Here is a 16,415-nt window from a genome sequence, read left to right as displayed (position 1 = left end):
TTTATCTTAAGTATTTTTTCTTATCCGTTCTTTTCGGAAAGATATCTTTCGGCATCGATAGCAGCCATACAACCGGAACCGGCTGCAGTAACTGCTTGTCTGTAATGAGAGTCCTGAACGTCTCCACAGGCAAATACTCCAGGCACTTTGGTTTGTGAAGTCCCCGGAATTGTATTGATATATCCGACGTTATCCGTTTCCAAATAGTCGTTAAAAATATCGGAATTGGGTTTGTGCCCTATCGCGAGGAAAAATCCGTCGATTTTAATATCAACATCTTCTTCATCCGGTTTCCCTAAATTTTTCACCAATTTAGCTCCTTCCACAACACCGTTCCCGCCATATAAACCTTTTGTTTGATGTTGCCACAAAATTTCAATATTTGGCGTTTTCTTTGCTCTCTCGGCCATCACCCGTGAAGCACGTAAAACATCCCTTCTTACGATCATGTACACTTTGTTACACAATCCAGCCAGATACATGGCTTCTTCTGCTGCAGTATCGCCGCCTCCCACTACGGCTACATCTTTTCCTCGGTAAAAGAAACCATCGCAGGTTGCACAGGCAGATACCCCTCCCCCTGCATATTTCTTTTCATCTTCCAATCCCAAATACTTGGCAGTTGCACCAGTAGCAATTATCACCGATTCAGCTTCAATAAGTTTGCTTTCGTCAATCCAAACTTTATGAATGTCTCCGGAAAAATCAACTTTTGTTGCCATTCCCCAACGCACATCGGCGCCAAAACGTTGCGCCTGTTTTTTAAAATCTTCCATCATAACCGGACCTGTAACTCCCTCGGGGTAACCGGGGTAATTTTCTACTTCTGTAGTAGTTGTAAGTTGTCCTCCGGGTTGCAATCCTTCGTACATTACCGGACTAAGGTTGGCACGGGCAGCGTAAATAGCAGCGGTATATCCGGCCGGGCCTGAGCCAATAATCAAACATTTTACGCGCTCGGCATCACCAGAGGACGTAACTTTAGATTTTTCGTTTTCGTTAATATCAAGCGATTTAAACATATCTGTAATTTTTTTGTCGAACAAAAGTACAAAACATCTTTATTTCATAACAATAAGTTCAATCGATATTTGCGAAGATATGATAGACAAATTCGATTTATTTTCAACTATTTTGAATTGCAATGAAAAAAAGTTTTGCAGATACGGATTCAACAACTATTTTTGCAGGCACAAAATCGGGATGTGGCGCAGCCTGGTAGCGCACTCGTCTGGGGGGCGAGGGGTCGCAAGTTCAAATCTTGTCATCCCGACCACTGAAAACCAAGGAGTTAGACGAAAGCTTAGCTCCTTTTTTATTTGTACGGGTACAACATAGGTACAACAAAATCACCCAATAAAAACCACTAAAAATTACCAGATACATAGAGTCATTCTATGTTATTCAACATTTCGAAAGCCAAATACAGCCAAATGAGCGTAAAATCTACGCCAACACGGATTTTCATTTGATTGCACCTGATAGATTATTTACTTTTAATCGATTAATTATCAATACTATTGAAAAAATAAAATAATGTTGATGATTACCGGAACCTGTTAACAGATGAGCCAATATGGAAACAATAATCAAGAAATCAGGAGTAATCATATTTCGATTCAACCAGAAACTCCGGTGGATCTTCAATATTAGATTATTACGCAACCACAATACAACGATCCTTTTTATCCTGTTTGTTTGTCTTCTGATTCTGTTATTCGGACTCTGGGGCATGGGATTTTCATTTATCCATGTTATCCTCTACTCTGCCATAAGCATAACAGTACTTTTCTTGACTTTACTTTTTATCGGATCATTGAATGAAGCTCGCAGATTATCAAAACAGGTACCATCCGGTTGTTTCCAATTTTTGAAAAGTAATCTGAACGGAATCCATCTACCACTCCTTGGATTCACGGAAAAGGATCGGGAAAATATAAACCTGGTATTAAATGGACTTGAAATAAATAATAAAATCGATTTTAAATTGGTTTCTGATAATCGGACTGCAGCTGATTATAAAAAGCTGCTTCGCATTCTTCACTTGCTTATTAATGGCGGAATCAGAAATTTCAAAAAAGAGCGTAAAGAGCAACTCTTTAAATTCATTGAATCGACTTTTACATTGAACGGATCAGAAGTAAAAAGGGCGAGTTTGAACTCGCGGTTTTCAGAGTTTGTGAATGAAAGTGAAACAGAATTTTCAGAAAATCTAAAGGAATTTCAGAATATACTTTTTCGATAGATGGTATTTCTCCCGTAATTTGCCCGTAATTCAAATTACCCTCTTGATTTACTGCCACATACAGTCACATATTTGCTGATGAAATTTTCACGCATCAAGCGTCATTAATCATTAAAAATATGTCACCTATGGAAAATCAAGCATTTATTTCCACACAAGTACTGAACGAATTAAAACAAATCAAAACCCTTCTCGCAGAGAACAAAACCGTTTTTAATGTTGAAGAACTGGCTCAGTACACCGGGCTATCCAAAAGCAAAATTTACAAACTGCTCAGTAAAAAGCTGATCCCCACCGGCACTAATGCCAACATCCGGCAAAAGTTCTTTTATAAAAAGGACATAGATCTCTGGCTAATGGGTATTTCCAGAGAAGAAGTGGAAGCGGAGGAAGAATTCAACAACTCATTATCAAGAAACAGAAAAGCATAACCACAAATACATTTTGAAATGAGTGATATGCCGTATATCCGTATTGGAACTTCCTATTTCAAAAAAGTTAAAGCTCCTACCCTTTCAGGAGATTTTAACGAAATTCTTGTGCCATGGAACATCGATACCATAAAACAGGATTTTGGAAAAACTTATGTGGCGGATATTCCGAAATATGATGGTTTTACCTGCATTCCCAATCATATCAATTTCAAACAAGTCTGCTCAGGATTCTACAACAAATACTCACCTTTGAGTAACAAACCAAAGAAAGGATCAATTGAGGTTTCAACACTTTTTGTAAAACACATTTTCGGGAATCAATACGAACTGGGATTGGATTATTTGCAGTTGCTTTATCAAAAGCCGGTGCATATCCTTCCGATTCTTTGCCTTGTGTCAAAAGAAAGGTCAACCGGGAAAAGTACATTTCTGAAATGGCTCAAAGCAATTTTTGAAAACAACCTTACCTACCTGACAAACGATAGTTTTGGAAGCCAGTTTAATTCAGACTGGGCAAATAAGCTTCTGATCTGTATTGATGAAGTTCTTTTTAATAAAGAAGAACTGACCGAGCGGATTAAATACCTCTGCACTACCAACCACAATAAAATGGAAGCCAAAGGGAAAGACAAAATCGAGGTAGAATTCTTTGGAAAGTTTATTCTATGCAGTAATAACGAAGATAATTTCATAAAAATCGATGCTGCCGAAGAACGTTTTTGGGTACGAAAGATTTCAAAGTTTGAAACTGAAGATACTGACCTATTAGATAAACTGGTTAAGGAAATTCCTGCCTTTCTTTTCTTTTTAAATAACAGGGAACTTTCAGCTCCTCGGATTACCCGGATGTGGTTTACTCCTTCTCAAATCAGAACCCGCGCTTTACAAAACCTTATCCGGCATAACAGAAGCCGGGTAGAGAAAGAACTGGCCTTTATTTTATTTATGGTAATGGAGAAGTATGATTTGGATGAAGTTGAGTTTTGTCCCCAGGATGCCATGTTTGCCGTCAACCAAACAAGGGTAAAAACTGACCTCACACAAATCCGACACTTGCTGAAAAAGGAATGGAAGCTTACTCCAAAATCCAATTCGCTGACCTACGAAAAGTTTGCGATCTGGAACCGGGGAGAAATAACAAGAGAAACCGATACAGGTCGCTTTTACACCGTGAAAAAGGAATTTTTATTGGAAAATTTTGATGAACTGATGAATGAGTAAACTATGCTGTTGAAAATAAAAAGATTAACTGCTCATCAAAGTCTCATCAAAATAAAAAGTGATGAGAACAGGAAATAAAATACAAAAAACAAAATGATGAAACGATGAGAAATTGATAAGACATAAGCAACTGATTGAAAAGTAGGTTAGCTATCCTCTCATCAATTCATCAAAAAAATAACAGAAATACTACTGATGAAAAATAACAAACTACAATGCGATAAAGCCCGTGAAATTCCGATAACAGAATTTCTGAAAAGATCCGGATACTCACCGGTAAAAGAAAACCAACATTCAGCCTGGTACCTTAGTCCGATTAGAAAGGAAAATGACGCATCATTTAAGGTTTCCAAAGTTCTTAACCGCTGGTACGATCATGGAATTGGCAAAGGTGGAAACATTATCGACCTGGTTATTGAAATGAATAACAACTGCAGTGTTAGTGATGCTCTGAGGATTCTGGTTAAAAACATTCCATCTTTCTCCTTTCAACAGCAGAATAATGTGGTTGAGTTAGCACCTGAACCGGAAATCCAGATCGATAAGATCCTCCCCATTCGGCACCCGGCTTTAATCAAATATTTGTTGCAAAGAAAAATAGATGCAAAAACTGCAAGTTGTTTTGCCAGCCAGATTCATTATTCCATTGATCAAAAACGATACTTCGCATTAGGTTTGGAAAATGTTTCGGGAGGCTGGGAACTTCGAAATCCGTATTATAAAAATGCTGCAGCACCAAAAGACTTTTCCTATTTCACTACAGGGAAACAATTGTTGAGTGTTACCGAAGGCATGTTTGATTTTTTTAGTTTGCTAATGCTTTATCCTGGCTTACCACACCAATCAGATTTTTTGGTATTGAATTCTGTTTCGTTTATCAACCGCATCCATAAGATGGCCCAAAATTATCCAAAAGTTGGTCTTTATCTGGATAATGATTCAGCTGGTAAAAAAGCAACCAAACAGTTATTGGCCGACCTAACGAACAGTGTCGATATGTCGGCCATTTATAAAAACACAAAAGATCTGAATCAGCTGTTGATAGCCAGAAACCAACGTCAGCGGAGGTCTGTGCGGTAAGCCATGTCAAGAGGTGCCCAGGTTGCACCATGGGCATCTCTTGCTTTGCTCCCAGGCTCGCAAAGGGGCGCATAGCGCAGGTAATATTTACAATTTTAAAGTTTAAATAGCATGAGAGTTCGTACTAAATATATCTCTTTTAGGGTAAGTAATATCGAGAAAAAAGCCATCACGATGGCTGCTCATGAATGTGGTTTAGGTGTCAGTGAATTTGCCCGTCGGGCATCTCTGAACATGAAAGTAACCTTACGGTTTTCTCCTGAAGAATTGGAGGTGTACAATAACCTGCACACTTACCATCGCAACTTTACGGCCATCGGAAACCTGGTAAGAAGCAAACATTTTAATAAGAATGAAACCATTCTCAGGGAACTCGAAGAAGTACTTAAGCTGATTAAGATTCACCTTGGAAAGTTCGAGCAATGATCGGCAAAGCAAAAAGTATAGCACATACAGTCAAAGCTGTCAACTACGCCAAGAAAAAGCCCGGAGCCAAGGAGATCAGCCGGAATAAAGTTGCAGGCGAAACACCCAGGGAAATTGCAACGGAGTTCAGGATCTTTCAGAACCTGAATTCCAAATGCGGGAAGAATACCTTTTCAATGGTACTGAGTCCGTCCATCCCAGATGGTGATAAACTTAGTAACTCGGATTTTGCAAAACTGGCAGAGGACTTTCTGAAGAGAATGAAATTGGACAATCATCAATTTATTTCTTTTCTGCACATCGATGAGAAACACAAGCACCTGCACATCTATGTCAATCGCATAGATTTTGACGGGAAGGCATACAAGGACCACTTTATCAGCAAGAAGGCACAGCGTATTGCTGAGAGTGTGGCAAAAGAATGGGGATTTACTACTGCCAAAGAAATTCAGCAACAAAAAGAGCAAAGACTGAGCAGCTACATAAAAGAAGTCCATCAACGGGTATTGAGCGTAATGCCCCGCGACATTGATGATTATGTCCAATTGATGGAACAGGATGGAATCCAAACCCACAGAAGAATTGCTTCTGATGGAAAAGTTGTTGGATTAAAATTTCAGATTGGAGAGGAAACCATTAAAGGAAGTAGTGTTGGCCGGGAGTTTAGTGCTGCCAACTTGCAAAAACAAATTCTCAGGAATTTTGAAGCCATGTACTATGCAGAACAGGAAAGACGCAAACGACAACGGATAATCCCAACCAAGAAACCACGAATGAGATTTTAATACCATGAGAAAAAATTTATCGCAACAAAAGTTATTGGAGATTTTAACTTCCGAAATTGAAACACTCAAACAAACCACTGAGAATATAAATGCAATTGCTCCTGAAATTGCCAGGCAATTACATGCTCTTAAAACAACAAAAGTTAAAATTGGTGTGGACACTGACAAACTGGAACAGCTTTTGGAGGATTATAAGCAGAAATTGGAAAAGAGTATTGTTATTCCGAGGTGGTTTTTATTATTAATTACTGTAGTTATAATGTGGCTAATTATCCAAGATATTTTCAACTTATTATAATCTTTAAAACTACCTCCTTTGGTAGTGGTAATATTTGAATGATAATAATTTTATTAGATCAACTAAGTGAAAAGTCTATATAGTGCAACAAATAGGTTTGTAGAAAAAGTAAATGACCAGAAATAAGAAAATGGACAAAAATATAATTCGCATCATTTGTATATCCCTTTAATTATTCTTCGCGCGAGTTGATGAGTTACCCCTCGATCAGCACCTTTCCAACAAACCAGCAATTAGCTTTGAACTTCTGCGGATTTTTATCAAAGCTTTCTTTCCATTTAAGAATACTTCGTTTATCGAATGGATCTGAAATCACTTCAAATGTTACATAATGTTCTTTATCTTCAAAATCATCGATTAATATACTACTCATTCTTCGGGAAGTGCAAAAACGATCAAATCTGGTGATAATATCGCGTTGTATTCCATCTATTTCTACAATAAGTTTAGTGGCTTCAGGCCCAATAATATCAAAAATACCAAACGCTTTTCCTTTAAAATGCAAACGAAGTGTTTCTCCGGTACTGCAAGCACATCCGATAGAATCCAAATACCGGCTATAATCTTTAAACCGTTCGTCTTCTTTTACCGAAATTATTTCCTAACCTCTACTCAACTTTACTTTCGGAAAATCAAACATCTTTGTATCCGAGAAATATCCAGGGTTCATAGGTTTCGATAATTTATGCTTTTGAACTTTTGTTTTGTCATTCTCCTGTATTGTTTCGAAAGACTTGGAAAGTACCGAATTGTATATTCGATGCCCTGTCTCAACATACGGATATACATCGTCTGGGCAAAAAACTGGAATTCCGTTTATTTCTTCACTATCAAAGTTTGTAAAAATCAGTTTTCCTTGTTTTACCTTTTTAGCTACTTCGAAACCAAAGTTTATACTCGGAATGCCATATTTATCAGCCACTAATTCCATGGTTTGAGCCGACTCCTGTAGCTTCCCATTGGTTTCTGTTTCCAAATAAATTTCCTGGATGGTATAAACAAAACAAATATCGGTATTCGGATTATTGTCCCAAGTTTGCCACACAATGCCTTCCATTGCTCTTATTATCCGGTCAGGGTCCTGACTATTATCATTAACCGCAAACTCTACAAATAATAAATCCGGTTTGAACTGCAAGACATGCTCTTGCAACCGAAATACACCAAGATCAGATCCGGTACCTCCTATTGCCGCATAAACTTCTTTGAAATTTGCCTGAGGATAATTTTCCTGCATCCAATCCTATGAATAAACCCGCCATCCAGGCTGGGCTGTAATACTTCCTCCCAGATAAGCCACTCTAATTGAATCTCCGTTTTTAACCTTAGCGAAAAATTGGGTAAGCCACTTCTAATATGTAATTCGTTGCGTGTTAAATCATCAATGTAATTGTTTGCATGAGCAAAAAAACAGCTGTAGTAAGGAGTAAAACCCCAAATATGTGCTTGTATATAAAACGACTTTCTTTCATTATATAATAAAATATATCAATTAAGTTTCTGTTGTGCCTTTTAATGGTATTAGCTTTTTGAAAATTTTACTCTTCGGCTAATTACTGCACCATAATATGCAATAATTGCAAATGCAATTGCTGGTACCCAGAATGCCAGTTTTATGCTTCCTGACTGGTCGGAAACAATACCCTGGATTTGCGTTAAAACAGCAGCCCCGGCAATTGCCATTACCATGCCGGCTCCACCAATCTTCATATCGTCTCCCAAACCTTTTATACCTAACCCGTAAATTGTCGGGAACATCAGCGACATACATCCCGAAATACCCACAATGGCATAAATACCTACATTACCGTTGGCATAAATAGCTATTACAGTACAGATAATGGCTAAAACAGAAAGTATTGTCAACAGAACCCGTGGCTTAATAAATTTCATTAAGCCTGTAAAAGAAAACCTCCCGATAACAAACAATATCAGCGACAAAATATAATAGGTGGCTCCTGCCTGTTCAGGTGTACGTGGAAGAAAAGCAGTCATCCCCAGGGTTTCGCTTACATTATAAAATCCTGCAGCAACCGGTTCAACATTCCTTAAAAGGGCGATAATTTCTTCGGATGAAGCATTTTTACCAAGCTGGGCTACAATGGAATCCAATTGCAACTGTTGCATGGCATAACGAATTATAAACGACCAAACAGCAATTTGCGCCCCCACATAAAAAAACTGCGCAGTAACTCCCCATACGTAGTTCTTGTTATTGATTAACCTACGGAAAGTACCCGCAAAATCCAGTTTTTTGTCTTCCTCTTTTGCATAAGGCATCCGGGTAAAATAAATGGCCAACAGAATAACGAGCATTACAAAACCAAGGCCCACGTAGGTCATCGTTACTGCATTTAATTCCACCCCCTGTATCTTTACCAATTCTTCAGGCGGCAATGCTGCCCTTTCATCGGCACTTAAGGTATTTAGCTGTGATAAAACAAAAACCTGGCTGAGTACAACACCGGTGATCGCTCCAAAAGGATTAAACGATTGCGAAAAGTTCAGTCGTTGGGTACCTGTTTCTTCGGGGCCTATTGCATATACATAAGAGTTTGTTGAAGTTTCAAGGTTGGAAAGCCCGGCGAATAAGATTACCAAGGCCAGCAAAAACATCATAAAACTGATGTTGATATTTACTTCTGCCAGCAACATTGCCGGATAAAACATGAATGCACCAAAAGCATACATAGCCAGCCCTAAAATAACACCTGATTTATACGTGTATTTTTTTATGAACAATGCTGCTGGGATAGCAAATCCCCCATATCCGAAAAGATAACATGCCAATTGAATCCAGGCAGTTTTAGAGTCGCTGAGGCTCATAATTCTTTTAAAAGCGGCCAGCATGGTATCTGTAAGGTTATTGGGTATAGCCCACGCGAAAAAAAGGGAAGTCAGCAGCACAAATGGCCATACTATTCCTCTGGGTATTACGAGTTGTTTTTCCATTACTTTTTTCAGCTTATCTATTGAAATATTGTTTTTACTGTATTTAAATCAAGGCCGAATAATTTGCTGACAATCGGTGCAATTTTTGCCTCGGGGCCTTGAATATGTATCACTCGTTGTGTATGTGTAATTGCTTCACCTGGTTTCAAATCGGCTGCAGGCGACGATGTTTCAATCTCGTAAAATGGCCCCATAACTGAGCCGTCCTCTACCGGGCCATCATTATATGAGTTGATTACATCGCCATTATACGGATCATCCTGTTCTCCCCATTTGGAATTGACGTATTCTTTTGGTTCAGAAGGCAGTGAGGTCCAGAGCAGGGTTAAAACATTTGTTGCTGAATCATAACTTCCACAAATCTCTGACGCCCTGTCTCTTGGTACACCAATTTTACTTCGGTACGCTCCGTCAATTTTAAAAAATATGGTAGCTGATTTTTCGTCTACAACCAATCTGTCTGGTGGAACTTTCCCAAAATAATCATCATTTACTATTTTCCCTTTTGGACCTGGATTATATGGAATAAAAACGGTTATAGACGGCGATGGGTTAAACATACACAGCATCCAGATTGAAAGGAGTCCACTTTCTTTTGTCCACGCTTCCTTGCCGGTATTTTTCAAAATATTGTCCGACTGATAGGCAACTACTTTCGTACTGTCGCCCGACAAATCAGTTCCTAAAAAACGCCCAGCTTCATCTGTTGACAGGAGTTTTACTTTTCGTTCGATTGCAATATCAAATTCTGTTCCCGAGGCATTTTTTAATTTTGCTGTCTTCCCAAAGGTTACGCTGTCTCCCTCTTTTTCCTTGATCTCAAATTCTTCTGTATCTATCACAGCAGAAACATTCCAGTTTTCAAAAACCTGCTCTTCTCCCTGTTCAAAATAAACGGAAAAAGGACCTCCTTCGGGCCCCAGCCAGAACCGCTCTTCCCCGCCAACCGGGTTGAACTGATCGTTTACTTCACCGGATTCGATCAAATCGTAGTTAATCCAGCCAAAGCTTGACCCAATATCACCGTTTGCAGAGGAAGTCATTACCCTTCCCTGGTAACCGGGGGCAATTAGAACTCGTGCTTCTGAAGATTCCGATTTCAACTCAATTGTTTCTACATTGTTTTCACTCAGGAAAGCATGATCGTAACCGTAAGTTCCTTTTTCCATATTTATAGGCTGTGATTTTTTCCTTCCTGACGGTGCACACGCAACCAGAAAAGAAAGAATGATGATTTGTAAGATTTTCCTGTTCATACTTAAATTAATTTGATATTGCGTTGGATAGTTTATAGACCCACGCGTAGTTGCCAGGATTTGTTGCCGGACTAAGTGCAGGTGGTGTAATCACAATTTTCTGCCCGGAATAAGTGTATTTTACTTTTCCCGAATATCCGATCAGGTTAATATTTGTGACTTTTTTCACTCCTTCAATCGTAATTGGCTTATCCTCCCAGTCTGTTATCGATACATATAAATCGTTTCCTTTTTGGGTGTAAAAAACGGTAGAATTTTGTGGTTCATTTGGAGCATTTTCCCATTTCCTGGTCCCATAAATTGCCTCACCGTTAACATCCAGCCAGGCACCGATCTCTGCAAGTCTTTGTTGCATTATTACAGGAATGCGTCCATCGGCTGTAGGCCCGATATCAAGCAGAAGATTTCCTCCTCCGGCAACTTTTTCAATGAGCAAATCAATCAGTTCATCACTTGTTGAATAATTATCCAGGTCTTCAATCCGGTTATAACCAAACGAGGTTCCAATCCCGCGGCACTCTTCCCACGGGCGGGATATTTCACCTACACCTTTCTGATCGTGTACCAAATCGTATTCGGTTGTAAAAAAACCTCCGTGTACGCTTCTTGTTTCTTTACCCCAGCGATCATTGACCACCACTGTATTTTTCACCGGGGAGTCATTGTACAGCCAGGCTAAAAATTCTTCGCTTTTCCATGCTTTACTTGCATGATCCCATTCTCCGTCGGTCCAGAAAACATCTGGTTCGTACCTGCTAACAAGGTCCTTCATCTGAGGGATCATGTGGTCATCTACATACTTTTCAAGATTGGTTTTATATAAGGGATTGTACCATTCGTAAAGCGAATAATAGAAACCCATGTGCAGGCCTGCATCTTTTACTGCTTTGTTCAAATCACCGCATAAATCGCGATGCGGACCTACATCAACACTGTTCCAGTTCCAACTCTGTGAACTTGGCCACAGTGTAAAACCATCGTGATGCTTTGATGTTAACACGATGTATTTTGCGCCTGCATTTTTGAAAACTTTTGCCCACTGTTCAGGATCAAAATAACGGACATTAAAATCACGGACAAAATCCTGGTATTTAGTTTGTTCTCCGTACACTTTTTCGTGGTGCTCACGAAATAGTTTCCCCGCTGCGCTGTCTTCATTTTTTCTCCACCAGTACCATTCTGAGTATTTGGCATAAACACCGATATCCTCATTTGCAGGCGCCCAGGCAGGTACAGAATATACGCCCCAATGGATAAAAATTCCAAACTTCGCATCTTCAAACCACTCCGGGATTGGCCGGCTATCAATCGACTCCCAGTTCGGTTGGTACTGCTGTCCAATTGTTTTCGTTACTATTGCCATCAAAACAGCCAGAATAATTGTTACTTTTTTCATTCGTTTATATTTGATTGATTCCTGAATTACGACTTGTAAGCTTGTACAAAATCACCGCACAAACGACGTCTATTTCCTTTTTAAAATTCCTAAGTGCCGGCATAGATTATTGATACAATACCCAACACGAACAGCACGAACATGGCAGTTAGCATTGGAGCCGTTCCCCTGGGCGAGTTCTTAAACTCTTTCCAAATAAAAACTCCCCACAGCGCGGCTACCAATGTAGCCCCCTGCCCTAATCCATAGGATATAGCTGCTCCGGCTTTACCGGCAGCAATGAGGTTTAGCGAATTACCAACACCCCAAACAATACCACCAAATATTCCGACCAAATGAATCGATAACTTCCCTGTAAAATATTCCCTGTAATTGGTCGGACTACCACTTAAGGGTTTCTTCATTAAAATGGTATTAAATAAAAAGTTGCTCAACAACATTCCTACAGAAAAGATAACAACCGCAGTATAAGGTGTCATCTTTCCTTCGGCAGGCGAAACAAAATTGTCCAAATCCATTGAAGCAGCTACAAAACGATAGAATAAAGACATTAAGCTTCCGGCTAACACAGCAATAAGGATCCCTTTCGACGTAACCTTTTGGTCGCCGGTTGATGATTTTTTATAGGCTAAAGCATTTAGAACTATCGCCAAAGTAATTAACCCAACACCAAGAAATAAAAAGAAAGGGTCGCCTTTTTGAGAACCCATGTAGTTAATAATCACTCCCAGAACAAGCGCCAAGCCCACACCAACAGGAAATGCCACCGACATTCCGGCAATAGCGATTGCGGCTGACAATAGTATGTTTGATGCATTAAAGATAATTCCTCCTAAAAATGCGCTGCCTATATTTTTCATGTCAGCCTGCCCGAGGTCACTTATAAAACCACGCCCTGATTCTCCCACGCTTCCCAGTGTAAATGCAAAAATCAGGGACAGTAAAAGCACGCCAAGAACATAGTCCCAATAAAAAAGCTCGTAACGCCAGGTTTTACCGGCCAGTTTCTGGGTATTGCCCCATGACCCCCAGCACAGCATTGTTATAAAACAAAGAAAAATAGCAAATGGATAACTGGTAACTATATACATAACTTTTTGTTTTAGATTATTTTAATTGGTCAAATAAGTTTATCTTTTATAAATGCAGCTCTCTTCGAAAAGGAACAGATGTTTGTGCGCCAATTCTTGTTACTGAAATTGATGCAGCAATGCAGGCAAGTCGGGTCGCCTCCTTAATTCCCATTCCCTCGGAAAGAAATACGGTCAACGCCCCGTTAAAAGTGTCGCCGGCAGCTGTTGTATCTACCGCTTTAACCTTTGGAGCCTCTACTAACCCGGTAAATTCAGCACTGTAAATAAATGCTCCGGCAGCTCCCATGGTAATAATAACATTTTGTACTCCCTTATCAATCAATACCTGTGACGCCTTTGCTGCTGATTCAATATCATATACCTCAATCCCGGTCAGCTGTTTGACTTCTGTTTCATTCGGTGTTATTAAATAAAGCCCCTGAAGAAGGGCATCCGGGAGCATTTGCGCGGGAGCAGGGTTAAGTATTACTTTTTTCTTCAGGCTGAGTGAAAGTTTTGAAACATGGACAACGGTTTCGAGGGGAATTTCCAGTTGCAGTAGGACCATTGACGCATCATTGAATACCTCAGGAATTTTTTCCAAATCTCCGGGGACAAGTGTACCATTTGCACCGGCTGCAACAACAATCGAGTTTTCGCCCTTCCCGTTAACTGTAATCAATGCAACGCCGCTTGGGTTTTCGTCATCGGTCAGGATGTTCCCGGTAAAAATCCCCTCGTTTCTTAAATATTCTAATGCCTGTTGCCCGAAAATATCTTTACCGGTTTTCCCTATAAATTCAACATTCCCGCCTAATCGCCTGGCAGCAACTGCCTGGTTGGCCCCTTTTCCACCGGCATTCATAAAAAATTCTCCTCCAAGAATTGTCTCGCCAGCGTCGGGAAACTTGTCTGTCCGTACTACCATATCAGTATTCGAACTCCCGATTACCAGAATTTTATTTTGACTCATATATTTTGGTTTATGTAAAAATCAATTTTCAAATGCAACAATTCCAACAGGGTGCAACCTTCATATCCGAATAATTCTTCCCTCTTCTCTTCTTTATCGCAATTACTACTGCACAGTTTGGATAACTTACATTCTTTTTGAAATCGCATCCAATATTTGTTATGAGGTACCTTTCAATTCTAAAATCTCACTATCCAAACTTTCTAGCTGTAATCCTCTTTCGTCGTTTCCATTCCAGAATTTACTCCCTTTCATAAACAAAATTATACTTAGTAGATATTAAAGCTCTAATACAAATTATTGATTACCAATTGATTATTTGATTTTACTCCATCCTCGAGAATGAAATGCTTTTATATAAGATTCAACCTCTTTCTCATTTTGTTTGGATGAAGCGATTTGAACCAAATCAATTAATAAATACAACTGCAACCAATATCCCATGTGGTACTTCTGGCGGATTGATTTTGGATGCAACAACAAGGCATACCAATAAATATCTATTCCTTTATTTTTGGCAACCTCAACAGCATCCATTGCCTGGCTCCACATATTATTTGCAACTTGAGTTTCCATGGCAACAAGTTCATTGTAACTCAATTCTGAAAAACGAATAATATCACATTGATCATTAATTTTCAATTCGTTAAATGACACAAAATACTCAAATTCATGATCGCCATTTAAATCATATTCTATCCGATCAAAAAAGCCATTGTCATTTGTATCCAAATATTTTATTAGTGGGAACGGTGACTCTACATCGCAAGATAACCGTCCCAATCCATAGCCATCGTATAAACCTCCCATACCCTGATAATAATATGCATTTTGGTCAATCCTCCAATAGCCAAATTCTGCACCAAACAAATGTATTTTACCATCTATGGGGCTAACATAAAGGTTTCCTTTACCTGAATTATCCAGATCCCATTCTCCGCGATCACCAACTGCATCGCTTTGAGGATTGTCATCCAATCCATTATTCCTTCGACCACTAGCATATGGATCAAGAGGCTCATACAATTCTACCCTTTCCCATCGATTGCAGTCATCATCCTCATCATAAGAAAAGTAAACTTCTTCCCATTCCCCACGATTGAAAATTAAATCAGGGGTCGATTCATGATCCGGGTATATCAATTCAGTTAGCTGTCGTATTCGCGGATCCATAAAATAACGATCGCTCTCATGCAGACCTCTCATGTTTGGATAGTTATGTTTCTGATCCATATAATCAAAGCCCTTTCCTCTAAAACTTAATGTCATATCAAAATCGAACTCGACGCCGGATACATTATCGTTATCAAGGTCATAGCTCATTGAAATCCAACTCGCCGTCCCTGTTAAGTGGGTGATGTGCTTATCTTCAGGCTTTCCTGGCAATGGTTCATCAATTACACGAATTGCGTATTCAGTTAAGCCATCTTCGTCAGGATCATAAAAAAGAAACGGATTTTCCCAATTTAGCCTTAGATCATTCAATTTTTCGGGTGAGGTATGTATTTTCAGGAACAGACTTCTTCCTTTGTAATCCTCATAGAAGTTAGCTATTCCATCATGTAACCAAGCTCTTAGTTTGAATGTATTCCAATCAATATAATTCATTATGTGATCTCCATCTGTATCAATATTTATCATCAAATGACCTGGCCCTAAATGTTTATCCTTTTCTTTTTCTGAAGCATATTCCAGGTAAATCTGCATATCTGCCAGCCCATCTCCGTCGTTATCCACCCAGTCAACAACAACATCAGAATAATGACCATAATTCCCATCTTTGTTTAAATCTACCATCAGACAATCATTGTCAATATCACCCATTTGATCTCCTACAACCATATCATCATCATCATCAATCCATTGAACAGGAATTTGATTTTTCGTAATGTATCTTATAATATCCGGGTCGCCATCATTGTCTAAGTCAAAATAGCTTAAATCTTTTGTTGATGTAGAAAGCTTTAACGGATTTAAAAGTGTCACTGAAGCAAACTTTCCCTTTTGCTGGCTATGTTCGTGGTACTGTGAGAAAACGCTCTTCCAAAAGATAGAAAGTAGTATTGCAATTAAGATTGTTTTTTTCATATTAAAGTATATCTTCTATGCTATTAATGTATCTCAAAAACTTACATTTTGCTATTGTTGTGGCTTCTGTGAGATAACAATTGACCATGATTCTGCAGAGATATAAAACCTGCCAGGTTCAGTACTGTGTCAAAAGAACTTCCTATCACCAGAATTTTATTTTGTATCATATGTTTCAGTTTAATAAA

General features: G+C 39.1%; 16 protein-coding genes and 1 tRNA gene. 8 read left to right on the top strand and 9 right to left on the bottom strand.

What is annotated here, in order from left to right; all coding sequences use genetic code 11:
- Positions 1 to 20: 20 nt before the first annotated feature.
- Positions 21 to 1,022 carry a thioredoxin-disulfide reductase gene (gene trxB / locus GM418_RS27345; protein WP_158870913.1) on the bottom strand — a complete coding sequence of 334 codons (1,002 nt, stop codon included), beginning with the start codon at positions 1,020 to 1,022 and terminating at the stop codon, positions 21 to 23.
- 177 nt (positions 1,023 to 1,199) lie between these two features.
- Between trxB and GM418_RS27340 the strand changes: the two genes are divergently transcribed.
- The 8 genes from GM418_RS27340 (at position 1,200) to GM418_RS27305 (ending at position 6,489) form a co-directional block, all read left to right on the top strand.
- Positions 1,200 to 1,276: transfer RNA gene (locus tag GM418_RS27340), tRNA-Pro, on the top strand.
- A gap of 300 nt (positions 1,277 to 1,576) precedes the next feature.
- Complete coding sequence (locus GM418_RS27335; protein WP_158870911.1) at positions 1,577 to 2,245, top strand: hypothetical protein; 669 nt, start codon at positions 1,577 to 1,579, stop codon at positions 2,243 to 2,245.
- Between the two features lie 128 nt (positions 2,246 to 2,373).
- The gene (locus GM418_RS27330) at positions 2,374 to 2,676 is read left to right on the top strand and encodes a helix-turn-helix transcriptional regulator (protein WP_158870909.1); all 303 of its coding nucleotides are present in this window, start codon (positions 2,374 to 2,376) and stop codon (positions 2,674 to 2,676) included.
- An 18-nt stretch (positions 2,677 to 2,694) separates the two neighbouring features.
- Positions 2,695 to 3,900, top strand: a complete 1,206-nt coding sequence (locus GM418_RS27325) for a primase-helicase family protein (RefSeq protein ID WP_158870907.1) — start codon at positions 2,695 to 2,697, stop codon at positions 3,898 to 3,900.
- Positions 3,901 to 4,095: 195 nt separating this feature from the next.
- Positions 4,096 to 4,980, top strand: coding sequence for a toprim domain-containing protein (locus GM418_RS27320; RefSeq protein ID WP_158870905.1), 885 nt, complete (start codon positions 4,096 to 4,098; stop codon positions 4,978 to 4,980).
- A 111-nt stretch (positions 4,981 to 5,091) separates the two neighbouring features.
- Positions 5,092 to 5,406, top strand: coding sequence for a plasmid mobilization protein (locus GM418_RS27315; protein WP_158870903.1), 315 nt, complete (start codon positions 5,092 to 5,094; stop codon positions 5,404 to 5,406).
- Entirely contained in the window at positions 5,403 to 6,191 is a 789-nt protein-coding gene (locus GM418_RS27310; RefSeq protein ID WP_158870901.1) for a relaxase/mobilization nuclease domain-containing protein, read from the top strand. Before GM418_RS27315 ends, GM418_RS27310 begins: the two co-directional genes overlap by 4 nt.
- Before the next feature lie 4 nt (positions 6,192 to 6,195).
- On the top strand, positions 6,196 to 6,489 hold the full coding sequence (locus tag GM418_RS27305; RefSeq protein ID WP_158870899.1) for a hypothetical protein: 294 nt from the start codon (positions 6,196 to 6,198) through the stop codon (positions 6,487 to 6,489).
- Between the two features lie 196 nt (positions 6,490 to 6,685).
- Here GM418_RS27305 and GM418_RS27300 read toward each other — a convergent pair whose 3' ends face one another.
- The 8 genes from GM418_RS27300 to GM418_RS27265 form a co-directional block, all read right to left on the bottom strand.
- Entirely contained in the window at positions 6,686 to 7,039 is a 354-nt protein-coding gene (locus GM418_RS27300; RefSeq protein ID WP_158870897.1) for a hypothetical protein, read from the bottom strand.
- A 51-nt stretch (positions 7,040 to 7,090) separates the two neighbouring features.
- Entirely contained in the window at positions 7,091 to 7,726 is a 636-nt protein-coding gene (locus GM418_RS27295) for an SGNH/GDSL hydrolase family protein (protein ID WP_158870895.1), read from the bottom strand.
- Between the two features lie 284 nt (positions 7,727 to 8,010).
- The gene (fucP, locus tag GM418_RS27290; protein ID WP_158870893.1) at positions 8,011 to 9,441 is read right to left on the bottom strand and encodes an L-fucose:H+ symporter permease; all 1,431 of its coding nucleotides are present in this window, start codon (positions 9,439 to 9,441) and stop codon (positions 8,011 to 8,013) included.
- Positions 9,442 to 9,458: 17 nt separating this feature from the next.
- Entirely contained in the window at positions 9,459 to 10,697 is a 1,239-nt protein-coding gene (locus GM418_RS27285; RefSeq protein ID WP_158870891.1) for a DUF6786 family protein, read from the bottom strand.
- A gap of 7 nt (positions 10,698 to 10,704) precedes the next feature.
- On the bottom strand, positions 10,705 to 12,093 hold the full coding sequence (locus GM418_RS27280; RefSeq protein WP_158870889.1) for an alpha-L-fucosidase: 1,389 nt from the start codon (positions 12,091 to 12,093) through the stop codon (positions 10,705 to 10,707).
- 89 nt (positions 12,094 to 12,182) lie between these two features.
- Positions 12,183 to 13,184: a GRP family sugar transporter gene (locus tag GM418_RS27275; RefSeq protein ID WP_158870887.1), complete on the bottom strand. Its 1,002-nt coding sequence runs from the start codon at positions 13,182 to 13,184 to the stop codon at positions 12,183 to 12,185.
- 46 nt (positions 13,185 to 13,230) lie between these two features.
- Positions 13,231 to 14,139, bottom strand: a complete 909-nt coding sequence (gene rbsK / locus GM418_RS27270) for a ribokinase (protein ID WP_158870885.1) — start codon at positions 14,137 to 14,139, stop codon at positions 13,231 to 13,233.
- A 315-nt stretch (positions 14,140 to 14,454) separates the two neighbouring features.
- A complete protein-coding gene (locus tag GM418_RS27265) occupies positions 14,455 to 16,125 on the bottom strand; it encodes a hypothetical protein (RefSeq protein WP_158870883.1) in 1,671 nt (556 codons plus the stop codon).
- Positions 16,126 to 16,415: the final 290 nt, after the last annotated feature.

This window comes from Maribellus comscasis, from assembly GCF_009762775.1.
In the GTDB taxonomy this organism is placed as follows: Bacteria; Bacteroidota; Bacteroidia; order Bacteroidales; family Prolixibacteraceae; genus Draconibacterium; species Draconibacterium comscasis.
The sequence above is the reverse complement of the archived record's forward strand: the minus strand, read 5'-3'. Positions and strand labels throughout refer to the sequence as shown.

Coding starts and splice junctions, on each gene's coding strand:
- GM418_RS27325 (WP_158870907.1), top strand. CDS start 2,695: ATGAGTGATATGCCGTATATCCGTATTGGAACTTCCTATTTCAAAAAA.
- GM418_RS27295 (WP_158870895.1), bottom strand. CDS start 7,726: ATGCAGGAAAATTATCCTCAGGCAAATTTCAAAGAAGTTTATGCGGCA.
- fucP (WP_158870893.1), bottom strand. CDS start 9,441: ATGGAAAAACAACTCGTAATACCCAGAGGAATAGTATGGCCATTTGTG.
- GM418_RS27275 (WP_158870887.1), bottom strand. CDS start 13,184: ATGTATATAGTTACCAGTTATCCATTTGCTATTTTTCTTTGTTTTATA.
- GM418_RS27335 (WP_158870911.1), top strand. CDS start 1,577: ATGGAAACAATAATCAAGAAATCAGGAGTAATCATATTTCGATTCAAC.
- GM418_RS27285 (WP_158870891.1), bottom strand. CDS start 10,697: ATGAACAGGAAAATCTTACAAATCATCATTCTTTCTTTTCTGGTTGCG.
- GM418_RS27315 (WP_158870903.1), top strand. CDS start 5,092: ATGAGAGTTCGTACTAAATATATCTCTTTTAGGGTAAGTAATATCGAG.
- GM418_RS27330 (WP_158870909.1), top strand. CDS start 2,374: ATGGAAAATCAAGCATTTATTTCCACACAAGTACTGAACGAATTAAAA.
- GM418_RS27305 (WP_158870899.1), top strand. CDS start 6,196: ATGAGAAAAAATTTATCGCAACAAAAGTTATTGGAGATTTTAACTTCC.
- GM418_RS27280 (WP_158870889.1), bottom strand. CDS start 12,093: ATGAAAAAAGTAACAATTATTCTGGCTGTTTTGATGGCAATAGTAACG.
- rbsK (WP_158870885.1), bottom strand. CDS start 14,139: ATGAGTCAAAATAAAATTCTGGTAATCGGGAGTTCGAATACTGATATG.
- trxB (WP_158870913.1), bottom strand. CDS start 1,022: ATGTTTAAATCGCTTGATATTAACGAAAACGAAAAATCTAAAGTTACG.
- GM418_RS27310 (WP_158870901.1), top strand. CDS start 5,403: ATGATCGGCAAAGCAAAAAGTATAGCACATACAGTCAAAGCTGTCAAC.
- GM418_RS27320 (WP_158870905.1), top strand. CDS start 4,096: ATGAAAAATAACAAACTACAATGCGATAAAGCCCGTGAAATTCCGATA.